Origin of the sequence: Haloarcula marina, assembly GCF_024218775.1 — an archaeon.
GTDB classification, from domain to species: Archaea; Halobacteriota; Halobacteria; order Halobacteriales; family Haloarculaceae; genus Haloarcula; species Haloarcula marina.
Genome location: NZ_CP100404.1, coordinates 81,273 through 100,331, shown reverse-complemented (window position 1 = coordinate 100,331; position 19,059 = coordinate 81,273). Strand labels below are relative to the sequence as shown.

Here is a 19,059-nt window from a genome sequence, read left to right as displayed (position 1 = left end):
CACGCCAGCCATGGCGTTCGTGTTCGCGCTGGTTCTCGTCGCGCTCGTGCTGTTCGCCACGGAGGCGCTCCCGGTCGACGTGACCGCTATCGGCGTGATGGTCGCCCTGTTGCTGGTCGAACCGACAACGATGGGCCTCGCCGAGGCGGGCCTGCTCGCCGAACCGCTGTACGTCCTCCACCAGCCCGGTGACGGCGTCTCGCCGCTGACCCGCGGGCTGTCCGGGTTCGCCTCGACGGCGACCATCACCGTGCTGGCGATGTTCATCCTCTCGGACGGCGTCCAGCGGACGGGTATCGTCCAGATTCTCGGCGCGAAACTCGCCGCGCTCACCGGCGACAGCGAGTCGAGACAACTCGGCGCGACGGTCGGGTTGGTCGCGCCGATTTCGGGATTCATCAACAACACCGCCGCCGTCGCCATCCTCCTCCCGATGGTGACAGATATCGCACACGAGGGCAAGATTTCGCCATCGAAACTCCTCCTCCCGCTCTCCTACGCCTCGATGTTCGGCGGCATGCTCACGCTCATCGGCACGTCGACGAACATCCTGGCCTCGCAACTGTCGGCGGAACTGCTCGGCCACCCCTTCGGGATGTTCGAGTTCACGCAGTTGGGGGTCGTCGTCGCCGCCGTCGGCACCCTCTACCTGCTGACCGTGGGCCGGTGGCTCGTCCCCGAGCGCATCCCGGCCCGCGAAGACCTCACCGAAGAGTTCGAGATGGCCGAGTACCTCACCGAGGTGGTCGTCCGCGAGGACTCGCCCATCATCGGGCAGACGGTTCGGGAAGCGCTGGCCGAGACGGAGTTCGACGTCGACGTCATCCAACTGGTCCGCGGGGACCGTACCTTCCTCGAACCGCTGGACCCGAAGTCGATTCAGGCGGGGGACGTGTTCGCGGTCCGGACCGACCGGGACACGCTGGTCGACTTACTCGACGCCGAGGGGTTGGACCTCATCCCCGAAGTCGAGGTCGACGACGCGGAACTGGAGAGCGCGAGCGAACAACAGAACCTCGTCGAACTCGTCGTCGCCCCCGGGTCCGCCCTCGTCGGCGAGACGCTGGTGACCGCGAACTTCCGCCAGCGCTACGACGCGACGGTGCTGGCGCTCCGGCGCGGCCGCGAACTGTTCCGTCAACGGATGGACCGCGTCCGCCTGAAAGTCGGCGACACCCTGCTGGTGCAGGCCACCGCCGACAGCATCGAACGGCTGAACCGCAACCGCAACTTCATCGTCGCCCAAGAGGTCGAACGGCCGGACTACCGCCGCTCGAAGATTCCCGTCGCCGTGGGCATCGTCGCCGCCGTCGTCGGCGTCGCCGCCCTCACGCCCGTCCACATCGTCGCCTCGGCGCTCGCCGGGGCGGTGTTGATGGTGCTGACCGGGTGTCTCCGCCCGCAGGAACTGTACGACGCCGTCCAGTGGGACGTCATCTTCCTGCTGGCGGGCGTCATTCCCCTCGGCGTCGCCTTACAGGAGACCGGCGGCGCGGACCTGCTCGCGGACCTGTTCGTGATGGCCGCGCCCGGTCTGCCCGCCGTCGTCGCTCTGGGCCTGATGTACGTCGTCACCGCCCTCCTGACGAACGTCATCTCGAACAACGCCTCCGTGGTGCTGATGATTCCGGTCGCCGTCGAGGCCGCCCAGCAACTGAACGCCAACGCCTTCGCGTTCGTCCTCGCCGTGACCTTCGCCGCCTCGACGGCCTTCATGACGCCTGTCGGCTACCAGACGAACCTCATCGTCTACGGTCCCGGCGGCTACCGGTTCAGCGACTACATCCGGGCCGGTGCGCCCCTACAGGCCATCTTCGCCGTCGTGACGACGCTCGGCATCGCCTTCTTCTGGGGCCTCGCTCCCACGTGACAGGGAGCGAGCGCAACGAAACCCTTTACTCCGTGACGAGACGAGAAACAGATGCGGGACCATGGGTTAGTGGTATACTCCGAGCCTTGGGTGCTCGTGACCCCGGTTCGAATCCGGGTGGTCCCATTTCTGTCCGACGAACGGACGTGAGACGGCAGAAATTGATAGCGACCGGTTCGAATCCTGGAAGACGAGCGACGCGACTCTTCCTCCGGTTCGAATCCGGGTGGTCCCATTCCACTTTTTTCATCGTCGGGTGCGCTTCGCGCACCACTCTCTGCTCACGGGCGCTTGCGCCCGTTCGCATGGTTTGCGGGACCTTCGGTCCCGCTCGACTCGAAAAACGTGGTCTTGCTGAGCGAAGCGAAGCAAGGCTCGTCAGAGCGTCGCTCTGACGGCGGCGAAAAAGGCCGAACTCGCGGCGATGCCGCGAGTTCGGTACAGAGTCGCTTTCCGCGACCGCACACCGCTCCATCTTCACGAACTCCCGCTTGCCTCTGACAACCCCGCTCCCCCGAACCTTCTTGCTCCAGACGCGTGTCTCCTCGGGTATGACCGAGTACACCGACGCCGAGTGGCTCCGGAACCGGATGCAGACGATACTGGACTTCTACTACCCGGCCTGCGTCGACGAGGAACACGGCGGGTTCGTCGCGCAACTCGACGCCGACACCGGCGACGTGTACGACCCTGACAGCAAACACCTGGTCGCCGCCGCCCGCTTCACCCGGAACTTCGCGCTGGCGAGCGAGGTGCTCGGCGAGGTGAAGTGGCGCGAGGCGGCCGAGCGCGGCGTCGAGTTCCTCCACAAGCGCTTCCGGGACGCCGAGCGCGGCGGGTATCACTGGCTGTTGGAGGGGACGACGCCAGTGGAGTCTCGCCGAATCTGCTACGGCCACGCGTTCGTCGTCCTCGCGTACGCTCGCGCGGCCGACGCTGGCGTCTCGAACGCCGGGAAGTACCTCGACGAGACGTGGGCGCTCATGGACGACCGCTTCTTCGAGGCGGACCAAGGACTGTATCGGAGCGCCTTCGACGCCGACTGGGCCGAGGCCGAACCGTACCGCGGGCAGAACGCCAACATGCACGCCTGCGAGGCGGCGCTGGTCGCCTACGAGGTGACGAACGAACAGCACTACCTCGACCGGGCGGAGACGGTGGCCGACCGCCTCTGTCGGGACCTCTCGACCGACGACGGGCGCATCTGGGAGCACTACGCCGCGGACTGGACGCCCGATTTCGACTACAACCGCGACGACCCCGCCCATCAGTTCCGTCCGTGGGGGTATCAGCCGGGTCACCACATCGAGTGGGCGAAACTCCTCTCGATTCTCGACCGCCACCTCGACAAGCCGTGGCCGGGCAAGCGCGCCCCGGACCTGTTCGAGACGGCGCTGGACGGGTGGGACGACGAGCGCGGCGGCTTCTACTACTCGCTCGACGAGGACGACGAACCCGTGGTCGACGACAAGTACAGTTGGGAAGTCGCGGAGGCCATCGGCGCGGCGGCGGCGCTGGCCGAACGCACCGGCGACGACTGGTACGGCGAGTGGTACGACCGCTTCTGGGAGTACGCGCTGGAGACGATGGTCGCGCCTACCGGCGGGTGGTACGAGCGTGTCTCCCCCGAGAACGACCCGTACCCGGCGGGCGACGGCCCGGAAGTCGAACCCGGCTACCACCCTATCGGCGCGTGTTACGAGAGCCTCAGAAGCGTCGGGGAGTGAGCCATACCCACCCCTTCGCTTCGGAGCCCACGGGGCTCCCGTCTCGTGGTTTCTGACCGGGGCCAACCACTTCCACCACCCTTTGCGAACCTCCCGTAGCCACCTTTTTCGGCCTCGGGTGTGCTCGTTTCACTCGCACACCGCTCGTTGAAAAACGTGGGCGAAAAAGGCGAGTGCTCACTCCGCTCGCACTCGTCCAACACCCCTTCGGTTCGGAGTCGAGGCCTTCGCAGTCTCTCGATTCACTTCACGCTCGGACCACTTCCACTACCCTTTGCGAACCTTCTTAGGCCAGTGGGCGTAACCTCTGTGCACTCAGATGGCGACCGCCGAGAACACCGAACTCATCGACCGCTTCGAGGAGTTCTACCGCAACTACTACCGAAACGAAATCGGTGAACTCGCCCAGAAATACCCCAACGACCAGAAGTCGCTGTACGTCGACTGGCAGGACCTCTATCGCTTCGACCCCGACCTCGCCGACGACTACCGCACCAAGCCCGAACAACTGCAAGAGTACGCCGAGGAGGCCCTCCGCCTGTACGACCTCCCCGTCGACGTTTCGCTCGGGCAGGCCCACGTCCGGATGCAGAACCTCCCGGACGCGGAGGATATCCGGAACATCCGCCACGAACACCACGGCAACCTCATCGCCGTCCAGGGCATCGTCCGCAAGGCGACGGACGTTCGGCCGAAGGTCGTCGAAGCGGCCTTCGAGTGCCAGCGCTGTGGGACGCTGACCCGCATCCCCCAGACCGCTGGCGACTTTCAGGAACCCCACGAGTGTCAGGGCTGTGAACGACAGGGCCCCTTCCGCCTGAACACCGACCAGTCGCAGTTCATCGACGCCCAGAAGATTCGGGTGCAGGAGTCGCCCGAGGGACTGCGCGGCGGCGAGACGCCCCAGTCCATCGACATCAACGTCGAGGACGACATCACTGGGACGGTCACCGCGGGCGACCACGTCCGCGCGACGGGTATCCTCAAACTCGACCAGCAGGGCTCGGACCAGGACAAGTCCCCGATGTTCGACATCTACATGGACGGCGTCAGCATCGTCATCGAGGACGAGCAGTTCGAGGACATGGAGATTACCGACGCCGACAAGAAGGAAATCGTCGAACTCTCCAACGAACCCGACATCTACGAGAAGATGGTCGGGGCCATCGCGCCCTCCATCTACGGCTACGAGAAGGAGAAACTCGCGATGATGATCCAGTTGTTCTCGGGCGTGACGAAGGAACTTCCCGACGGGTCGCGCATCCGCGGCGACCTGCACATGTTGCTCATCGGTGACCCGGGGACCGGGAAGAGCCAGATGCTGTCCTACATCCAAAATATCGCGCCGCGCTCCGTCTACACCTCCGGGAAGGGGTCCTCCAGCGCGGGGCTTACCGCCGCCGCCGTCCGCGACGACTTCGGCGACGGTCAGCAGTGGACCTTAGAAGCCGGTGCGCTGGTGCTTGCCGACCAAGGTATCGCCGCCATCGACGAACTCGACAAGATGTCCGCAGAAGACCGCAGCGCGATGCACGAAGCGTTAGAACAGCAACGCATCAGCGTCTCGAAGGCCGGTATCAACGCGACGCTCAAGTCCCGCTGTTCGCTGCTGGGCGCGGCGAACCCGAAGTACGGCCGGTTCGACCAGTACGAACCCATCGGCGAGCAGATAGACCTCGAACCGGCGCTCATCTCGCGGTTCGACCTCATCTTCACCGTCACGGACCAACCCGACGAGGAGTCCGACCGCAATCTCGCTGAACACATCATCCAGACGAACTACGCGGGCGAACTCCACACCCATCGCGTCCAAAACCCCACCTCGAACTTCAGCGAGGAGGAAGTCGACACGGTCACCGAGGAAGTCGCGCCGACCATCGAACCGGAACTCCTGCGGAAGTACGTCGCCTACGCGAAGCGAAACTGCTTCCCGACGATGACCGAGGAGGCCAAAGAGGTCATCGAGGACTTCTACGTCGACCTCCGGGTGAAGGGGCAGGACGAGGACGCGCCCGTGCCGGTCACCGCCCGGAAACTCGAAGCGCTGGTCCGGTTGGCGGAGGCGTCGGCGCGCATCCGTCTCTCGGACAGTGTCGACGAGTCCGACGCCGAACGGGCCGTCGACATCGCCCGCTACTGCATGGAGCAAATCGGTGTCGACCCCGAGACGGGGGAGTTCGACGCCGACGTGGTCGAGACGGGCACCTCCAAGAGCCAGCGCGACCGCATCCAGAACATCCGCGGCATCATCGCGGACATCGAGAACGAGTACGACGAGGGCGCGCCCATCGACGTGGTGGTCGAACGTGCCGAGGAGGTCGGCATCGACGAGTCGAAAGCCGAACACGAGATAGAGAAGTTGAAACAGAAGGGCGAGGTGTACGAACCGCGCACCGACCATCTCCGGACCACGTAGATGGACCGCATCTCCGCGCTCCGGAACGTCGAGGAAGCGCTGGCCGCCTTCGAGGACGGCGAGTGCTCGCTCGCGGACCTCGAAGCGGACGTTCGCGGCGTGCTACGCACCTACGCCGCCGACTTCGAAGGGGAGTTGCAGGCCTATCGGGCCAGCGGCGACGGGCCGAGCGACGGCCTCGTCGTCCTCGCGCCGTCCGAACCCGAAGCGAGGGCGCGCGTCGAGTCCCTGGTCGAGGACCCCGGGCGGTTCAGCGTCTCGACTGTCGAGCGATGACGCTCGGGCCGTGCCTGCACCGGCGGTGCGTCGCCGATGTGTGACCTGCCGCCCGGACTCGGCGACGCCGGAACCGTGTTGGTGGCCGCGCCGTCGATGAGCGGCGAGGGCGGCGGCGGGCGCATCTGCACGGCGTTGTTGCGACGCGCACCGGCCGACGCGACGGTGCTGTGGGTGACGTACACTCGGTCGGTCACGACCTGTCTCGCGGACGCTGGCTCGGCGGTGCCGACCGATGGCGAGGCGTCGCTCCGGGTCATCACCGTCGGCGATACCGGGTCCGGGACGGCCACCGCTCCCGAGGGTATCGAAACGGACACCGTCGCCACGCCGGCGGACCTGACGGGACTCGGCGTGACGCTCAGCCAGCGAATCGCAACGGCCGATACCGTCGTCTGCTGTTTCGACTCGTTGACTGCCCTGCTCCAGTACGTCGACCACGAGAGGGTGTACGCCTTCCTCCACGCCGTGACGCGCCAACTGTACCGGACCGGGGGGCGCGCGCACTTTCACGTCGACCCGACGGCGCACGACCGTCGGACCGTCGACGCCCTGACCCCGCTGTTCGACGCCGTCGCGGAGCAACGCGACACCGACCTGGCGGTTCGGACACGGGGTTTGTTGCGACAGAAATAGCGTAAATTTTTACGACGAGGCGGCGGACGTTCGAGTGTGCTGTTGCTCGTCACGTACTCGCGGTCGGCCCGTCGCGACCTGCGGAACGTCTGCCGAGCGCACGAGGAGTGTGTGGTCCGGCGGTTCGGGCACGCGGCGCTGCTCGCGGCGACGGAGTTCGCCGCGTTTCAGGCGCTCCGCCTCCACGAGAAACACGGTCTCGACGTCCAACTGGAGCGCGTCCGGCCGTTCGAGCCGTCGGACGCGCCCGACCACGTTCGCACGGCCGCCAGCGCCTACGAGGAGCGCGACTGCCCGTCGACGCCGTACGCCCAGTTCGCGGCGGGCCGGGACCTGCCCGCCCCCGGGCAGATGCGGGGGACCGACCTGTGAGCGTGCGAATCACCGCTGACAGTGTGGTTCGGGAGGGGCGCGTCGTGGACCTCCGAGACACGGACATCGACGGCGGGGTCGTCGTGGCGGCGGTGTCCGGCGAGGAGTCACCTCTCAGTGTCGAGTCCCCGCGTCCGACGGCGGTGTACGACTACTGCGGACACGTCCGTCCCGGAATGGGGCTTCAGACCCGAACGGCACTCGCCGCGGCCGCCCGGTCCCGAGGGGTAGCGACGCCGGTAGACGACGACATCGCGGACCTACACGACGAACTCGCGTCGTTCGACTCGACGCCGCCGACGCTCCCGCCGCTGCGGTCACCTGCGGGGGACGCGACAGTCGCGGACCACCGAGAAGTCGCCGCGACCGAGCGGGGCCGACTGGTGGCGCGCGAGACGGTGGGGGCCGACACCGACGAGGCGCGTACGGCGGTCCGTGAGGCGACCCGTCGCCTCGCCGAACGAGAGACGGAACGACGGGCCGCCACGCAGAGCAGACGCCGACGACGGGAGGTCGCCCGGGCCTACCGCGACCGGATGGCCGAACGGCGCCGGGTGGCCGACAGGCTGGAAAACCGCCGTCGCGAGGCCCGAGACTGGTTGGTCGAGGCGTTCGCGGACCGGTTCGAAACGGCGCTGGCGGCCGTCCCGGGCACGACGCCGACCGACCCGTTCGAGGCGTCGCCGGTTCCGGCGGCGCTGGCCGTTCTCCGAATCGCTCACACGGCGGCCCCAGTCGTCGTCGAGGTGGACAGATTCGAGACCCCACGGGCGGCCGCCGACGCTCTCGACGCGCCCGTCGTCCGGTGCTGAGGTTTACAAGCGAACGCGCGGCCACGCCCTCGCATGGCGACACTCGACTGGACGACCGACCGTCGCGACGGCGTGACGCTCGTCGAACTCACCGTGGGGGGCCTTTCCGCCCCGTCGCGGGTGACGATTCGGAATCGACTCGACGGCCCGGTGTGGCCGCCGCGCCGCGAGGGGATGGCGACCGCTGGCTGGACCGACCGCGGGTTCGAGGCGGTACTCGACGCGGAGACGCACGCGCTTGGCTACGCGACCCCGGCGGCCCCGGCCGACCCGCCCGCGGAACTGGTCGCCGTCGAATCCGTTCCCGACGACCCGGCCGAGGAGCGCCTGTCGACGCCCGCGGACGTGATTCGGTGCCTCGGTGACCCGTCGCCGCCCCCCGACGCCGTTCCGGTCGAAGGGGCGGCGGCGCAGCCGAGGAAATCCGATTCGGTGACCAGCGAACAGACCGACTCTCTCGCCCCAGAAGCCGGAAAGGCGACGGTTCCCGACGAGGTGGACCGCTGGCTGGAGACGATTGCGCGCCGAGTCGACAGCGCGGAGTCGCTCGCCGCCGCCGAGTCGCTGTCGGCGGCGACGGCGGCGGTCCGTGCCGAGGGCGGACTGGCGTCTGTCGACCGACTCGCGTCGACGGCCGCCGCGGACGAACGACGGCTCAGAGAACTGTCCCGCCGGGCCGAGTCGCTGGCAGACCGGCGAAGCGAGGCCGAAGTTCCGACCGAGACGCTGGCACGACTCGCATGATCGTGGCCGTCACCGGTGGCAAAGGCGGCGTCGGGAAATCGACCGTCGCGTACAATTTGGCGGCGGAACTGGACGGTCTCGTCGTCGACGGCGACCTCGCGATGGCGGACCTTCCGTCCCGGCGCGGCCCGGACCTCCACGACGTGTTGGCCGGACGAGCGGCGCCACACGAAGCGGTCTCCGAGGGACCGGTGCGGATGGTCGCCTGCGGCCGCACGCTCGCTGGTGCGCGGGCCGCCGACCCGACGGCGCTCGCGGAGACGCTCGAAACGCTGGCCCGGACGCACCGCTGGGTCGTCGTCGACTCGCCCGCCGGACTCCACGCGGACGTGGGTCTGCCGCTGGCCGTCGCCGACGCGGCGATACTGGTGACGACCCACGCGCCCGCGGCGCTCGCCGACGCGCTCAGGGTCCGCGAACTCGCTCGCGAACTGGACGCCGGGCTCTGTCGGGTCGTCTGCAACCGCGTCGGGCCAGATACCGCGACGGGAGCGCTCGCCGAGCGCTTCGGCGCGCCGGTCGTTCCGGTCCCCGAGAGCGAGTCGCTCGCGGCGGCACAGCGACACGGCCAGCCACTCCGACAGACGGCTCCCGACGCACCGGCGAGAAGCGCGTTCGAGACGGTCGCCGAAGCCGTCTATTCCTGTTCCCGCAGGTCGGTGTAGGTCCCGCGGAGCGTCACCGGCGTCACGTCGGCCACGTCGGCCGCCTCGGCTTGCGTCAGGTCGCGGCCGCGTTCTTGCGCGGCGGTGTAGAGGCACGCCGCCGCGACGCCAGCGGGGTTCCGTCCACCGACGACGTTTCGTTCCCGGGCTTCCGTGACGAGCTGTTCCGCGCGCTCGCGTATCTCGTCCGGGAGGTCGAGTTCCGTCGCGAAACGGGGGACGTACGACCGCGGGTCGATAGGCCCCGTCGGCAGGCCGAGGTCGCGGTTGAGCGCGTCGTAGGCGGCCCGCAACTCCGCCGGATCGGCGCGGGCGGCCCGACACAACTCCTCGACGGTTCGGGCGACGCCGTCGGTCCGGCAGGTGGCGTACACCGCCGCGGCGGCGAACCCCTCCAGCGACCGCCCTTGCAGCAGGTCCGCGTTCTGTGCCGACTCGAACAGCACGCACGCGCGGTCCCGAATCGCGTTCGAGAGGCCGAGTGCCCCGATGATGCGGCGAATCTCGGTGAAGGCGTATATCTTGTTCCGGTCGCGCTTCGAACTGACCTGCGCCCGGCGGTGTTCCCGGCGGAGGCGAGCCATCTGTCGCCGCTTTCGGCCCTTGAGTCTGGTCGACCGGCCGATTTCGGTCGAGAGGCCGCGGTCGTGCCGCGACCGGGTCAGCGGCGCGCCGGTGCGTGCCCGCTCGGTGTCGTCGTCTTCGAAGCTCCGCCACTCGGGGCCGCGGTCCAGCGCGTCCTCGCCGACGACCAGGCCACAGCGGTCACAGACCGTCTCGGTTCCGTCCCGTTTCAGCGACCCGTCACACTCGGGGCAACCCGTCGATGTTGCAACGCTCATTGTAGTTCGACCTACGCCCGCTGGGTGGGTTAAAAAAGCGATGCTCACCCGGGTTTCGAGCCGGTTTTCGGGGATTCTACCTACCGGTAACCGGTAGGTTCAGCGGCGGTAGCGTGCCGAGCCAGAGGTATTAAATTGCAGGACAGAATAATTGGGATTAATGGGGTTGTCTGACATCGCGGCGGGCATCGAGGTGACCGCCGAGCAGTGTGACCGCGGGGTGGCGACGGTAGACGGCACGGACGAGGCACTGGCGGACCGCCTCGAACCGTTCGCGGACGACCTGCCGTGTTCGGCCGCCGAGGCGGCGACGGTCGTCGAGGCGTACGCCGCCGGGAGCGCCGTCGACGCCTGCGGGCACGCCGCGTCGGTTCCGCCCGTCACCGCCGCGAAGGCCCTGCACCTCCTGGGCGAACAGGTGTCACCGGTCGGGCCACGGGGTCGGGACATCGTCGCTGACTGGTTGGCTGGCGACCTCGCACGGCGAACGGCGATGGAACTGGTCGGCATCGGCGAGCAGACGTTCGCGCTCGCGGCGTACGTCGAGAGCCACGACCCGCTTCCGGCGGCCCGGGACGCTATCGACGGTGCGCTCGCGCCGTCGGACACGGACCCGTTGGCCGAGGCGCGCAGCGACGTGCCGGACCTGTTGTGACGCTTCGACAGATGTACACTTAACACGTCTCGCCGCGAATCCGCGGCTATGTCGGCATCGGAACTGGCGGACGCAGTCGCAGACGCGCTTGCGGCGGACGGCGACGCGTTCCGTCGCCGGGCCACCGAGGAAGCGCGTCGTCTCAAAGCGGAGATTCAGTCGGGGACGTTCGACAACACCGAGGCGCTGGTCGGGATGGAACTGGAGTTGTACGCCGTCGACGACCAGACCGACGCGCTGCGCCGCGTCCCGCGGCAGTTGCTCGAACTCATCGGTTTCGAGGCGGAACTGGGCCTGCACAACGCCGAGATGCAGACGAGTCCGCAACCGCTGAACTCACACGGGTTGGTCGCCCAGCGAAACGAACTGAAAGCCTCGCTGCTCCCGGCCCAACAGCGACTCGAACGGGAGGGAATCCGACTCGTGGCCGACGGGATGTGGACCGTCCCGCCCAACGGCGAAACCGCGAGGGACTACCTCTGTGACGCCGTCGAGCAGGACGGCGTCTGGATAGCGGCGAACATGTCCGACGCGGTCCGGTACCACACGATGGCCAACACGGACTACCCCTCGGCGTTCGAACTCGACGCGCCCCACGTCTCCCTGGAGGCGACGACGGTGATGCCCGAGTCGCTCATCACCTCCATCCAGCCACACTACCAGATTCCGCACGCGCCGGACCTGCCCGAGTACTTCAGCTACGCGCTCCGCATCGCCGGACCGGTCCTCGCACTCGGGGTCAACGCCCCGTTCTTCCCGCCGGACCTCTACGACGACGCGCCGGACGCAGACATCGTCGCCGACGCCCACATGGAGAACCGCGTGGGCGTCTTCGAGTCCGTGCTGAACCCGCCCGAAGACGACCCGACGCCGCCGAAGGTGTGTTTCCCGCCGGACTTCGACACCGTCGAGGACGCCGTCGACGACATCGTCGCCGACGACACCATCGTCCCGACCGACCTCCAGTCCGGGACGCGCTTCGACGACGACTTCGTCCATTTCCGGCACAAACACGGCTCGTACTGGCGGTGGGTCCGACCCGTGTTCGAGGGGGCGACGCGGTCGGCGGCCAACGCTCGCATCGAGTTCCGCCCGCTCCCGGCCCAACCGACCGTCGACGACGCCATCGCCTTCGAGGCGCTGTTCGCCGGACTGATGGAGACGCTCCCGCGCTTGGAACACCCGGTACAGTCGCTGGAGTGGGAGACGGCCAAAGAGAACTTCTACGCCGCGACGCGCGAGGGGCTTCGCGCAGACATGGAGTGGATAACCGTCGACGGCGCGACGACGACGGCCACCGACGAACTGTACGGCGAACTGTTCGAACTCGCGCGCGAGGGATTAGAACAGCGCGGCCTCTCGGCGGAGGAGGCTCACCAGTACATCCGCCCGCTCCGCGAACGGGTCGACCGACGGCGCACGCCCGCGCGCTGGAAACACGACTACGTCCGCCGTCGGGTCGAGGAGCGAGTCCCCCTCGGCGAGGCGATTTGGGGGATGCAGTCGACGTACATCCACCGCCAGCGCGAGACGATGCTCGACGGGAGTTTCGTCGACTGGCTGGAGTAGCTACACGGCCGACTCGACGTAGGCGACGGCCGCTTCTGGGCTATCGACGTGTTCGATACCGTCGGCCTCGACGGCGTGTGTCCCGAGTCCGGCGATTGGGCGGTCCATGTCCAAGGCGTGGCCGAGTTCCGAGAGCGTGCCCGGACCGCCGTCGACGGCGACGACCGCCGCGCCGTTCATGACCACGAGGACGTTCCTGGCGTTGCCGAGTCCGGTCGCGATGACCGTCTCGACGTAGTCGTTCGCGGCCGCTCGCTGCTCGCCCGGGACGATGCCGATCGTGTGGCCGCCCGCGTCGCTCGCGCCCTCGCAAGCGGCCTCCATGACGCCGCCCAAGCCGCCACAGACGACGGTGTGCCCCGCTCTCGCGAGTACTCTCCCGACCGTGCGTGCCTGTCGGTACTGTTCGTCGGTCACTGTCGACCCGCCGATGACGGAGACGCGCATGACACCGGGTTCGGCGGCCAGCGAAAAAAGGTATCGCGCGTTTCAGAGTTGGTCGAGCCAGTCCTGCGCGCGGGACTCCGTGGTCTCGGCGAGGTCGGCCAGTTCGGCGGCGTCGTACTCGGCGAGGTCGGCGACCGTCTCGACCCCGGCCGCGTGCAGGCGGTCGGCGTAGGTCGGGCCGATACCGTTGACGGTCTCCACGTCGGCGGCCTCGGCGTCGCTCTCCTCGGGCGCGTCGGCGTCGGTTTCGTCGACCGCGTCGGCGACGTTTTCGACGGCCTCGGCGGCGGCTTCAGCGGGGTCGTCGCTCTCGTCGGGCGACTCGACTTCGATGTCGACCTCGGAGTTGTTGCGGTCGCTGTACCACTGGGCGACTTCGGGCCACAGTTCCGCGTGGGTCGAGGAGGACACGGACAGGCCGATGTGGCCGGTTGAGAACTCGATGGTCGTCGTGTCCTCACTCGGGATGACCTCGTTGAACGGCTTGGAGGCCTCCGGCGGGATGAGGTGGTCGTACTCGCCCATCAACTGGAGGACGGGCATGTCGAGGTTCGCTAAGTCGACGTGTTCGCCGCCCAGTTCGAGTTCGTTGTTGTACAGTTTGTTGTCCTGATAGACGTCTTCGAGGAACTGGACGTAGGCCTCACCGGCCACGTCGATGCCGTCGCCGAGCCACTTCTCCATCCGGCCGAAGTTCTCGACGAAGCCCTCGTTCTCCAAGTTCTCCGCGAGGCGGATGTACTTCGAGACGTAGTTGTCGACGGGGTCCATCAGCGCGAAGCCGATGTCGAGCATCTCCGCGGGGACGTTGCCGAACGTCTCGGTCACGTCTTCGGGCGAGTAGTACTCGTCGGAGCCCCACTCTTCGAGGACGCCGCCGGTGTGGTCGAAACAGAGGCCCGCGGCCATCAGGCCGAGGGCGTTGACCTTCTCCTTGTGGAGCGCGGTGTACATCACCGACATGGTGCCGCCCATGCAGTAGCCGAGGATGTTGATGGCGTCCTGTCCGGAGCGCTCGCGGACCACGTCGACGCAGTTGTCGATGTAGCGGTTGACGTAGTCTTCGAGCGTCAGGTGCTGGTCCAGCCGCGAGGGCTCGTTCCAGTCGATGAGGTACACGTCGTGGCCCGCCTCCAGCAGACGGCGCACGACGGAGCGCTCTTTCTGCAGGTCGAGGATGTACGGCCGGTTGATGAGGGCGTAGACGATGAGGATGGGGACCGCTTCCTTGTCCTCCTCGGCGACTTCGATACCGGCGGCTTCGGCGTCGTAGTGGAGCAGTTCGAGTTTGTTCTCCTCGTAGACGACGTCCGAGGGCGTCTGGCCCACTTCGACGGACTCCATGAGTTCGAGGCGCTCGTCGGCGACCTGACTCGTCTCGGCGGCCTCGGACATCGCTTCGAGGGTCTTGGTCTGCCAGTCGAGCGCGGCCGCGAACGGGTTGTAATCACTGGACATGACTTACTCCTCGAGGTGGTCGAGGATGCGGTCGAGTTTCTCCTCGACGGCGTGTTGTCGGCGCTCGACTTCGACGAGTCGCTCGGCGACTTCGTCCATGTCGTTGCGGGTCGGGAAGCCCATCTGCGCGATGGCGTCCTGGTTCAGTTCGTCGGCCTCCTGTTGCATCTCCATCATCGACTCGACCAACTGCCCGTTGGCGGCCGCGAAGGCCGATGTGCCCATCACGTGCTTGAACGCCTCGTTAGCCGACTGGAGCCAGATGTCGCGGAACTCCGCCGGGTCGACGTCCTCGCCGTGTGCGGCGTCGGCCGAGCGCTCGACCATCTGTTCGGCGGCGTCTATCCACTCCTCGTACGCGCGGTTGTAGCCTTGCAGGCCCTCGGAGAGTTCGTCCTCCTTCGGGAAGGAGTCCTCGACGGCGTCGGCCCACGACTCGACGAAGGCCGCTTGGGCCTTCATGTTCTGTTCCATCGAGTCGGCAACCGCGTCGTTCATCTGTTCGACCATCTCTGCCCATTCGTCTTGCATCTGGTTCGTATCGCTCATTGGTGTACTAGTAACTCGCGCTGTTGCGCACAAAAAACGGCTGGTTCGTTACGCCTCGACGGCGTCGGCGGCCTGCGCCTGGACTTCTTCGACCTGGGTCTGAATCTCTTCGACCTGCTCTTGGACCTCTTCGAGCTGGTCACCGAACTGCTCGGCGACTTCGACGGACTGGGATTCCAGTTCCTCGTGGGCTTCGACGAGCATCTCGACCTGCTCGCTCACGGCGGCGACGTAGTCGTCGGCCATCTCGTCGTAGGCTTCGGCGCCTTCGAGGAGTTCGGACTCGACGTTGTCGAACGCTTCGGCGTGGTTCTCGAGCAGGAAGTCGTACTGCTCGTCGACGGCCGTTCGAATCTCCTCGAGCGTGCCAGCGACGCCGGGGACGGTGGTCTCGATGGCGTCGAGGTAGCTGTGGAACGCCGTCTTCGAGAGCTCGACACCGCGGCGCTGGGCCGACTCCTGCGTGTCGAGGCTGTCGATGACGGCTTCGTTGATGTTCTGCTGGAAGGCGACGCTCTGTTCGAGGGCCTTCTGGCTCTGTTCGATTGTCGCGCGCTGCATCTCGAATGCGGTCGTGACGGGGGTGGTGTAGTCTACCATTGTTGTATTACTCTTTGTTGGATTTGACCGGGAGGACGACGGTCTGAACGATATCGCCTTCTTCGATTCCGAGCGCTTCACGCTCGGCGTCGGGGATGCTGATGCGTCCGCCGCTCTGGACGCGCGTCTTGAACGTCGCCATCTGACTCATGGCACCGAGCTGATTCATATCGAAGCTCGGCATGCCGCCGCTGGCGAACAACTGCTTCATCAGCTGCTGTTGCTGCTCCATCGCGTTCTCGCTCGCCTGCTGCATCCCCTTGAACATCGGGGGCCACATCAGTCCGTCCTCCTCTTCGGCCATCTGTACATCCACCTACACTGTTCAACGACTTAAAACTTCCGTTCGTTACCATCTGATACCATTCAATGGTATCGTGTGGTTCGGGGCGGGAGCGGGCAGTTTCCCTTCGCCTGCCCCGAAATCGCCCGAGTCATCGAACCGTCATTTCCCCGTTGCCGGGCGGTAGAAGCCGTCTCGGGGCCGAGAAACTCGATATAACACCAAGGTTTAATAGCCGGACCGCTAAATACCAGACATCAATGAGTTCCGAATCGCCACGGAATCCGCTTCTCGATACGTGGACCGAGACGTCCTCACACATGTTCAACAGCGTCGTCGCCGCGAACCGGGCGGCGTTCGCCGCGTTCGGGGTCCAACAGGACGAGGAGACATCGTCCCCGGCGGAGCGAATCGAACCCGACGAGGACCTGCCCGAGTGGCACGTCACAATCTCCGAGGACCACCCCGACCGCCTCGGCGTCGGTGACCGCATCGAGTTCACGAAGACCATCTCCGAGAACGATATCCGGCAGTTCGCCGCCGCCAGCGGCGACACGAACCCGCTCCACTTAGACGAGGAGTTCGCGGAGCAGACCCGATTCCGTGGCCGCATCGCACACGGGACACTGGTCGGGAGCCTCATCAGCGCCGCACTCGCGCGCCTTCCGGGACTCACAATCTACCTCTCGCAGGACTTGGAGTTCCACAACCCGGTCCGCATCGACGACCGACTCACCGCCGAATGTGAAATCGTCGAGGACCTGGGCGACGCCCAGTATCGTCTCACCACGCGCGTACGCACAGAGGAAGACGTCGTCATCGACGGCGAAGCCGTCGTCCTCATCGACGACCTGCCGAACTAACAGAACGACCGAACGAGGCGATTGAATCGCTCCGGACGCTCCCGTGGCGGACAGTGACCGCAGTTTTCCAAAATCTCCAACTGGCTATCGGCGAGTGTCGACGCCGCGCGCTTCGACCACGACCGGGGCAACAGCGGGTCGTCGTTGCCGTGGACCAGTAGCGTCGGGGCCGCTATCTCCCCGAGACGGCCGGAGTAGTCCGTCTCGAATCCGGTCCGCTGGAACTCGCTGCGCTGCCAGCGACGCATCGCACGGACGGTCCGTCGGTCGACGACCGCGTCCACGTCGTCGACCAGTTGCTGTGGCGGTTCCGAGGCTCCCATGCTTCGCAGTCCGGTCCTGATGGCGGGTTTCGAGGCGCTCACGCCTTGCCAGAGCATGTTCCCGAGCACCGGGGTCTGGAAGACGCCGCTCGCGGCGGTCCGCCAGTAGGCGTCGGCCCCGAGGCCGTAACTGTCGACGAGGACCAGGCGTTCGACACCACCGCGGTCGAGGGCGTGGCCGAGCGCCAGCGCACCGCCCATCGAGAGGCCCGCTATCGCCGGTTCGGTGACCGAGACGGCGTCGAGGAAGGCCTCGAGGGCGTCGAGGTAGTAGTCGGTCGTGTACGCCCGGTCTGGTTTGTCGCTCTCGCCGTGACCCGGCAAATCCGGCGCGTAGACGGTCCGCTTCTCCGCCAAGGCCGGGAGCGCGTACCGCCACGACACCGTCGCGGCGTCCAGTCCGATACCGTGCAGAAACACCATCGGCGGCCCCTCGCCGCCGGTTCGGTAGTGCAGATCTACGTCGTCGCCGTCGACCGTCACTTCGACGCGCTCCGACGATATCTCGGCAGTCATCGCCCGCCTCTCAGTGTTGGAGTCTGATGAGTGTACTGGTCGTCACTCCCGACGCTCGCCGTCGGTACCATCGCCGTCGGATATATTTCTCTCGTAGGCACCTTCGGCTTCGAGCCGTCCGCGGGCCCGGACGACCGACGGCGTTCGACACCGTCCCGGTTTCCCCGCGACCTGCGGAATCGTGCAGTTGTTACAGCGCTCACAGAGGGCGTCGTGGCCGGTCAGCAGACGGGTCCCGAGGCGCGGTTCCGCGTAGAACGGCCGGGCCATCCCGACCAGGTTTGCCGCGCCGTCCTCGCCCAGATAACGGTCGCAGTGCGCTCGCGTCTTCAGTCCGCCCTCCAGCAGGACGGGCACGTCGACGCGGTTCCGGACGGCCCGACAGAAATCGGCGTTCCAGCCGGGTTCGTGGTCGAATCGCCGGGCTTGCATCCGGTTCAGGAGTTCGACCGCACGCGCCCGCAACCGGCCGCCGAATACGGCGGCGTACGCCGACTGAAGGTCGCTCGCCGCCCACGCGCGGTCGGGGAAGGCGCCGCGGACGATACTCATGTCCCAGAACGTCGAGACTTCGACCGGAACGAGCGCGTCGTACCCGACCTCGTCGAGTCGCGCGGCGATGCGGACGCCGTCGGCGAACGAAAGATGCCTACGAACGAATCCAGGGGCGACAGTCTCCGCGGGAACCTTCGTCACGAGCGGTACGTCTCCGGCGTACTCTCGAATCGCGTCGTGAATCGCTTCGAGGAAGCGAACGCCGCCGCTGCCGGGCGGGTCCGTCGGCCCGTCGCCGAACTCGTCGTCCCGGCGGTTGTAGAACGGCGAGAGGAACTGCTGTATCAGGCTCATGTTGGCCGCAGAGAGGTGGATGCCGTCGTATCCGGCGTCGACGGCGTACCCCGCACACCGACCGAACTGCTCTGCGAGGTCGTACACCTCGTCTGTGGAGAGGACGCGCGGCGACAGCGAGACGAGTCCCGCACGGTCCAGCGCCCGCAACTGCCACGGCGGGCGCGAGACGGCCAGTTGGCGCTCCTCGGGGTTTCGCTGTCGGTACTCGGCGTGCCACGTCGACATGCTCCGAAGTCCCCCGTGGGCGAGTTGGATGAATACCTTACCTTCGTGTGCATGAATTGCCTCGGTCACGCGTTCGAGTCCGGCGACGAACGCGGGGTCGTGGACGCGCGTCATGTTCGGGGCGGCACACCCGCCCTCGGGCGTGACGATGCTGGCGCCTTGAAAGACGAGGCCGACGCCGGACTCGGCGGTCGGTTCGAGTTCGTCGGCGAGAATATCTGCCGTCCGCTCGTCGGTTCCCGCACACTCCAGTACCGGCGCGCGATAGAGTCGGTTCGGCACCTCGACGCCGCCGATTGATACGGGGTCGGTGAGGTCGGTCACGGTCGCGTCGGGCGCGGGCACTCGGGAACCGGTCC

20 protein-coding genes and 1 tRNA gene are annotated in these 19,059 nt (G+C 67.0%); 13 read left to right on the top strand and 8 right to left on the bottom strand.

Translation table 11 applies throughout. From position 1 onward, the window contains the following. Positions 1-10: 10 nt before the first annotated feature. The 10 genes from NJQ44_RS00545 to NJQ44_RS00500 all read left to right on the top strand — a co-directional run bounded on the left by NJQ44_RS00545 (position 11) and on the right by NJQ44_RS00500 (position 9,518). Positions 11-1,870, top strand: coding sequence for an SLC13 family permease (locus NJQ44_RS00545; protein WP_254274357.1), 1,860 nt, complete (start codon positions 11-13; stop codon positions 1,868-1,870). Between the two features lie 55 nt (positions 1,871-1,925). After that, positions 1,926-1,996, top strand: a tRNA-Pro gene (locus tag NJQ44_RS00540). Positions 1,997-2,421: 425 nt separating this feature from the next. Beyond that, positions 2,422-3,597: an AGE family epimerase/isomerase gene (locus NJQ44_RS00535; RefSeq protein WP_254272735.1), complete on the top strand. Its 1,176-nt coding sequence runs from the start codon at positions 2,422-2,424 to the stop codon at positions 3,595-3,597. A gap of 319 nt (positions 3,598-3,916) precedes the next feature. Beyond that, complete coding sequence (locus tag NJQ44_RS00530) at positions 3,917-6,013, top strand: minichromosome maintenance protein MCM (protein WP_254272734.1); 2,097 nt, start codon at positions 3,917-3,919, stop codon at positions 6,011-6,013. Continuing rightward, on the top strand, positions 6,014-6,289 hold the full coding sequence (locus NJQ44_RS00525; protein ID WP_254272733.1) for a DUF7854 family protein: 276 nt from the start codon (positions 6,014-6,016) through the stop codon (positions 6,287-6,289). Positions 6,290-6,325: 36 nt separating this feature from the next. Then, positions 6,326-6,925: a DUF7504 family protein gene (locus tag NJQ44_RS00520; RefSeq protein WP_254272732.1), complete on the top strand. Its 600-nt coding sequence runs from the start codon at positions 6,326-6,328 to the stop codon at positions 6,923-6,925. A gap of 36 nt (positions 6,926-6,961) precedes the next feature. Then, the gene (locus NJQ44_RS00515) at positions 6,962-7,297 is read left to right on the top strand and encodes a DUF7855 family protein (protein ID WP_254272731.1); all 336 of its coding nucleotides are present in this window, start codon (positions 6,962-6,964) and stop codon (positions 7,295-7,297) included. A gap of 44 nt (positions 7,298-7,341) precedes the next feature. Beyond that, entirely contained in the window at positions 7,342-8,109 is a 768-nt protein-coding gene (locus tag NJQ44_RS00510) for a DUF7856 family protein (RefSeq protein WP_254272730.1), read from the top strand. A gap of 33 nt (positions 8,110-8,142) precedes the next feature. After that, positions 8,143-8,853, top strand: coding sequence for a DUF7857 domain-containing protein (locus NJQ44_RS00505; protein ID WP_254272729.1), 711 nt, complete (start codon positions 8,143-8,145; stop codon positions 8,851-8,853). Further along, complete coding sequence (locus NJQ44_RS00500) at positions 8,850-9,518, top strand: MinD/ParA family ATP-binding protein (RefSeq protein ID WP_254272728.1); 669 nt, start codon at positions 8,850-8,852, stop codon at positions 9,516-9,518. Before NJQ44_RS00505 ends, NJQ44_RS00500 begins: the two co-directional genes overlap by 4 nt. Here the strand turns inward: NJQ44_RS00500 and NJQ44_RS00495 are convergent. Beyond that, positions 9,491-10,360 carry a transcription initiation factor IIB gene (locus NJQ44_RS00495; protein WP_254272727.1) on the bottom strand — a complete coding sequence of 290 codons (870 nt, stop codon included), beginning with the start codon at positions 10,358-10,360 and terminating at the stop codon, positions 9,491-9,493. The two genes, NJQ44_RS00500 and NJQ44_RS00495, sit on opposite strands and share 28 nt — an antisense overlap. A 160-nt stretch (positions 10,361-10,520) precedes the next feature. Here NJQ44_RS00495 and NJQ44_RS00490 point away from each other — a divergent pair, with 160 nt between their 5' ends. Further along, positions 10,521-11,015, top strand: coding sequence for a DUF7858 family protein (locus NJQ44_RS00490; protein WP_254272726.1), 495 nt, complete (start codon positions 10,521-10,523; stop codon positions 11,013-11,015). Between the two features lie 48 nt (positions 11,016-11,063). Continuing rightward, the gene (locus NJQ44_RS00485; protein WP_254272725.1) at positions 11,064-12,584 is read left to right on the top strand and encodes a glutamate-cysteine ligase family protein; all 1,521 of its coding nucleotides are present in this window, start codon (positions 11,064-11,066) and stop codon (positions 12,582-12,584) included. Here the strand turns inward: NJQ44_RS00485 and NJQ44_RS00480 are convergent, their stop codons facing one another. From NJQ44_RS00480 to NJQ44_RS00460, 5 genes are read right to left on the bottom strand one after another with little or no spacing between them, the layout of a single operon-like run. After that, entirely contained in the window at positions 12,585-13,031 is a 447-nt protein-coding gene (locus NJQ44_RS00480) for a TIGR00725 family protein (protein WP_254272724.1), read from the bottom strand. A gap of 42 nt (positions 13,032-13,073) precedes the next feature. Next, positions 13,074-14,489, bottom strand: coding sequence for a poly(3-hydroxyalkanoate) polymerase subunit PhaC (phaC, locus tag NJQ44_RS00475; protein WP_254272723.1), 1,416 nt, complete (start codon positions 14,487-14,489; stop codon positions 13,074-13,076). A gap of 3 nt (positions 14,490-14,492) precedes the next feature. After that, positions 14,493-15,038 (bottom strand): poly(R)-hydroxyalkanoic acid synthase subunit PhaE, encoded by a 546-nt coding sequence (locus NJQ44_RS00470; RefSeq protein WP_254272722.1) that lies wholly within the window; start codon positions 15,036-15,038, stop codon positions 14,493-14,495. Positions 15,039-15,086: 48 nt separating this feature from the next. Further along, positions 15,087-15,638, bottom strand: coding sequence for a hypothetical protein (locus tag NJQ44_RS00465; RefSeq protein ID WP_254272721.1), 552 nt, complete (start codon positions 15,636-15,638; stop codon positions 15,087-15,089). Between the two features lie 7 nt (positions 15,639-15,645). Continuing rightward, positions 15,646-15,942, bottom strand: a complete 297-nt coding sequence (locus NJQ44_RS00460; RefSeq protein WP_254272720.1) for an AbrB/MazE/SpoVT family DNA-binding domain-containing protein — start codon at positions 15,940-15,942, stop codon at positions 15,646-15,648. Between the two features lie 299 nt (positions 15,943-16,241). On the opposite strand from NJQ44_RS00460, the gene NJQ44_RS00455 reads away from it, so the two are divergent. Continuing rightward, positions 16,242-16,784, top strand: a complete 543-nt coding sequence (locus NJQ44_RS00455; protein ID WP_254274356.1) for a MaoC family dehydratase — start codon at positions 16,242-16,244, stop codon at positions 16,782-16,784. Here the strand turns inward: NJQ44_RS00455 and NJQ44_RS00450 are convergent. Both NJQ44_RS00450 and NJQ44_RS00445 read right to left on the bottom strand, forming a co-directional pair. Then, the gene (locus NJQ44_RS00450; RefSeq protein WP_254272719.1) at positions 16,781-17,623 is read right to left on the bottom strand and encodes an alpha/beta fold hydrolase; all 843 of its coding nucleotides are present in this window, start codon (positions 17,621-17,623) and stop codon (positions 16,781-16,783) included. The two genes, NJQ44_RS00455 and NJQ44_RS00450, sit on opposite strands and share 4 nt — an antisense overlap. Positions 17,624-17,665: 42 nt before the next feature. After that, on the bottom strand, positions 17,666-19,024 hold the full coding sequence (locus NJQ44_RS00445) for an oxidoreductase (RefSeq protein ID WP_254274355.1): 1,359 nt from the start codon (positions 19,022-19,024) through the stop codon (positions 17,666-17,668). Positions 19,025-19,059 lie beyond the last annotated feature (35 nt).